This is a genomic window from Desulfuromonas sp. (assembly GCA_002869615.1).
In the GTDB taxonomy this organism is placed as follows: domain Bacteria; phylum Desulfobacterota; class Desulfuromonadia; order Desulfuromonadales; family UBA2294; genus BM707.
On sequence record PKUH01000118.1, the window covers coordinates 1 to 3,785 of the forward strand.

At 55.0% G+C, this 3,785-nt stretch carries 3 protein-coding genes; 2 read left to right on the top strand and 1 reads right to left on the bottom strand.

All coding sequences use genetic code 11. The annotated features are described in order from the left end of the window. Positions 1 to 352 precede the first annotated feature (352 nt). A complete protein-coding gene (locus C0623_14610; GenBank protein ID PLX97742.1) occupies positions 353 to 565 on the bottom strand; it encodes a hypothetical protein in 213 nt (70 codons plus the stop codon). 225 nt (positions 566 to 790) lie between these two features. Here C0623_14610 and C0623_14615 point away from each other — a divergent pair, with 225 nt between their 5' ends. Together C0623_14615 and C0623_14620 are read left to right on the top strand one after the other, a co-directional pair. Beyond that, on the top strand, positions 791 to 1,351 hold the full coding sequence (locus C0623_14615; GenBank protein ID PLX97743.1) for a Cro/Cl family transcriptional regulator: 561 nt from the start codon (positions 791 to 793) through the stop codon (positions 1,349 to 1,351). A gap of 229 nt (positions 1,352 to 1,580) precedes the next feature. Then, positions 1,581 to 3,722: a methylmalonyl-CoA mutase gene (locus tag C0623_14620; GenBank protein ID PLX97744.1), complete on the top strand. Its 2,142-nt coding sequence runs from the start codon at positions 1,581 to 1,583 to the stop codon at positions 3,720 to 3,722. The last annotated feature ends 63 nt before the right edge of the window (positions 3,723 to 3,785 follow it).

The window sequence follows — 3,785 nt, forward strand, 5'->3', positions numbered from 1 at the left end:
AAAAAGCCCCCTGCAAGGGAGCCGTTTTCTGCATACTCTTTTATGGCTTAATAAAAGAGTATGGCGGAGTGCGCGGCCGCGACCGCGCGGTTCTCCTGTTTCCAGGAACACCTCCCTGAACTTCGGGAAGTGTCCCCATCCAACCAATCAATACCGCCGTATCGTACGACCGGCTCCTGACTTTCTTGCCTGTCCTGAGCCAGCTGAAAAAGGAGTCTAACGTTGTATTCACTATAATCTGCGAAGAAACTTTTTTATTAAAAAGCCGTGAAAAGTAAGGCGCGATACGTAGGGGGGTGTTCATTCGCTCTCTACCCTTCACTCATTACTCTTGACCCCTCGTTTCCCGTTTTTATCCCATCTGATTGTAATCGTCGCCCTCGACGGCTTCGGTTGACGCCTGTAGAAACGAGCCGCCCTGCCTGTCATCAACCAGGTCGAGATGACCGTGATTCATCGACCAGACAGCACCGCAGGCGTTGCACTCAATGATATGCTCGGAAAACTGCTGTGAATGGAGATCCGTATCGAGGTGTTCTCTGCTCTTGCAAACCGGACATTTCATGGCGCCCTCCTACGCTGGTCATTTATATTTTCTAATAAAGTATATCTCGAATAGCGCTGATTTCAAGGCGGGGTTGGGTCGTAACGAACTCAGCAAAAATCAGTTTTGTCGAAGCGGACCCTGAATTTTATCTACAGTAAAATTCCGTTGACAATTTTAGTCTCATCATATATAACACGCTCGAATAAAACCGTTTTTTATTTTCCTCCCAGAGTGATAGTACCCATGGATTTCCATATCGGTTCGAAAATAAAGAGATTGCGTAAAGCCCGGAAACTTACGCTACAGGACGTGGCCCGTGAGACCGGGTTTTCACCGGCCCTGATTTCGCAAATCGAAAATAATAACGTTTCACCGCCGATCGCCACCTTGTCAAAAATCGCCAAGTTCTTTGATGTCAAGATGGGCCATTTTTTCGAGGAAGAGGAAGAGGAACGTAAATACGAGGTGGTGCGCAAACTCGACCGCCGGGTGGTCAGCCGGGTCATTTCCAAGGCCGGTACCGGCCATGGCTATACCTATGAGGCGCTCTCGTATCGCAAGCGCAACAAGAAGATGGAACCGTTCATGCTGACGGTATCGGAGCGCGCCGAAGACGAAACCCTGTACAATCATGATGGTGAGGAGTTCCTGCTGATTATCAAGGGGACGGCCGAAGTGATCCTCGACGAAGAGCGGATTATCCTCGAAGCCGGCGACGCCGTCTACTTCGATTCCTCGCTGCGGCACCGCCTGCTGGCCAAGGATGACGAAGAGGTCCAGGTCCTGGCTGTTGTGACGCGGTAACCATCCAAGAAGACCGAAAATCAAATCTTTATTTAACGGAGAGGTGGAGAGCGGCAGAGAAAACCGCAACTCAGTAAATAAATTAAGGTTGAAATTTAAAGATATTATGGTTTTGAATTGCCTTTCTTTGCGCCTCAGCGGCTCTCCGTTAAAATGTTTTTTCGAATCTAAAGCTTTGATTTTCCCGTAAATATTTGAGTTTAAAATACATATTGAAAGGAACAGATCGATGAGCAAGTTCCCGAAAAAGAGCCTGGCCGATTGGCAAGCCCAGGCGAAAAAAGAGAAGAAGACCGACGATCTCTCCGGTTTCAAATGGGAGACGCCGGAAGGGATCACCGTCAAGCCGCTCTACACGGCAGCTGACCTTGAAGGCATCGAGTACACCGATACCATGCCCGGCTCGGCGCCGTTTATCCGTGGACCGATGGCGACCATGTATGCCGGTCGGCCCTGGACGGTACGCCAGTACGCCGGCTTTTCGACCGCCGAAGAATCGAACGCTTTTTACAAGCGCAACCTCGCTGCCGGTCAGCAGGGGCTGTCGGTCGCCTTCGACCTGGCGACGCATCGCGGCTACGATTCCGACCATCCGCGGGTGGTCGGTGATGTCGGCAAGGCCGGCGTCGCCATCGATTCGGTCGAGGATATGAAGATACTGTTCGACGAAATCCCGCTCGATAAGGTTTCGGTTTCGATGACGATGAATGGTGCCGTTTTGCCGATCATGGCCAACTACATCGTCGCCGCCGAAGAGCAGGGTGTCAGCCAGGAGCAGCTCGCCGGGACCATCCAGAACGATATCCTCAAGGAGTTCATGGTCCGCAATACCTATATCTATCCGCCGGAACCGTCGATGCGGATCATCGCCGACATCATCGAGCATACCAGCAAGTTCATGCCGCGGTTCAACTCGATTTCGATTTCCGGCTACCATATTCAGGAGGCGGGAGCCAACAACGCTCTCGAGCTCGCCTTCACCCTGGCCGACGGCATCGAGTATGTCCGCACGGCGATCGCCAAGGGGCTCGATGTCGATTCTTTTGCGCCGCGCCTGTCGTTCTTTTTCGCGATCGGCATGAACTTCTTCATGGAAGCGGCCAAGCTGCGCGCCGCCCGCTTCCTCTGGGCCAAGCTGATGGCGCAGTTCAATCCGGAGAACCCGAAGTCGTCGATGTTGCGGACCCACTGCCAGACCTCCGGCTGGTCGCTGACCGAGCAGGACCCTTACAACAACGTTGTCCGGACCACCCTCGAAGCATTGGCGGCGGTTCTCGGCGGCACCCAGTCGCTGCATACCAATGCGCTGGACGAGGCGATCGCTCTGCCGACCGATCACTCGGCCCGCATCGCCCGCAACACCCAGCTGATTATCCAGGAAGAGTCGGGCGTCACCAACGTCGTCGATCCGCTCGCCGGTTCCTATTATGTCGAATCGCTGACCAATTCGCTGATCGAGGAAGCGCAGAAAATCCTCGACGAGATCGAAGGGCTCGGCGGCATGACCAAGGCGATCGAATCCGGCATGCCGAAGCTGCGCATCGAGGAGTCGGCGGCGCTCAAGCAGGCCGCTATCGATTCGAAGCGTGATGTCATCGTTGGCGTCAACAAGTACAAGCTCGCCGAGGAAGACCCGATCGATGTGCTCGATGTTGACAACGCCGCTGTCCGTGAGTCACAGATTGCCCGGATCAAAAAGATGCGGGACGAGCGCGACGAGGCGGCCTGCCAGAAGGCGCTGGACGCCATCACCGCAGCATGCGAAACTAAAGAGAACCTGCTCGGACTTTGTGTCGAGGCGGCGCGGCAACGAGCCACCGTCGGTGAAATCTCCGATGCCATGGAGAAGGTGTTCGGCCGGCATCGTGCCGAAATCAAACTTGTTTCAGGAGCATACGGATCAGTGGTTGAGAACGATCAGGAATTCCAGGGTGTGAAGAAGAGGGTTGATGCGTTTGCTGCCAAGGAAGGCCGTCGGCCCCGTATCCTCGTCGCCAAGATGGGCCAGGACGGCCATGATCGCGGCGCCAAGGTTGTCGCCACCGCTTATGCCGATGCCGGCTTCGATGTCGACGTCGGACCGCTCTTCCAGACGCCGGAAGAAGCGGCCCGGATGGCGGTCGAAAATGACGTGCACGTCGTCGGGGTCTCGAGCCTCGCCGCCGGTCACAAGACGCTGGTGCCGCAGCTGGTCGAAGAGCTGAAGAAGCTCGGCGCCGAAGACATCGCCGTCGTCTGTGGTGGTGTTATCCCGCGCCAGGACTACGATGCCCTGTACGCCTCCGGCGCCGCCAGAATCTTCGGCCCCGGCACGCCGATCACCGTCTCGGCTGGGCAGACGCTTGATGCGATTGAAGAAAAACTGAAGTAACCAAACATTCTTGTTGCATGGAGGGCAGATTTCGGTCTGCCCTCTTTTTTTATCTTTTAACGG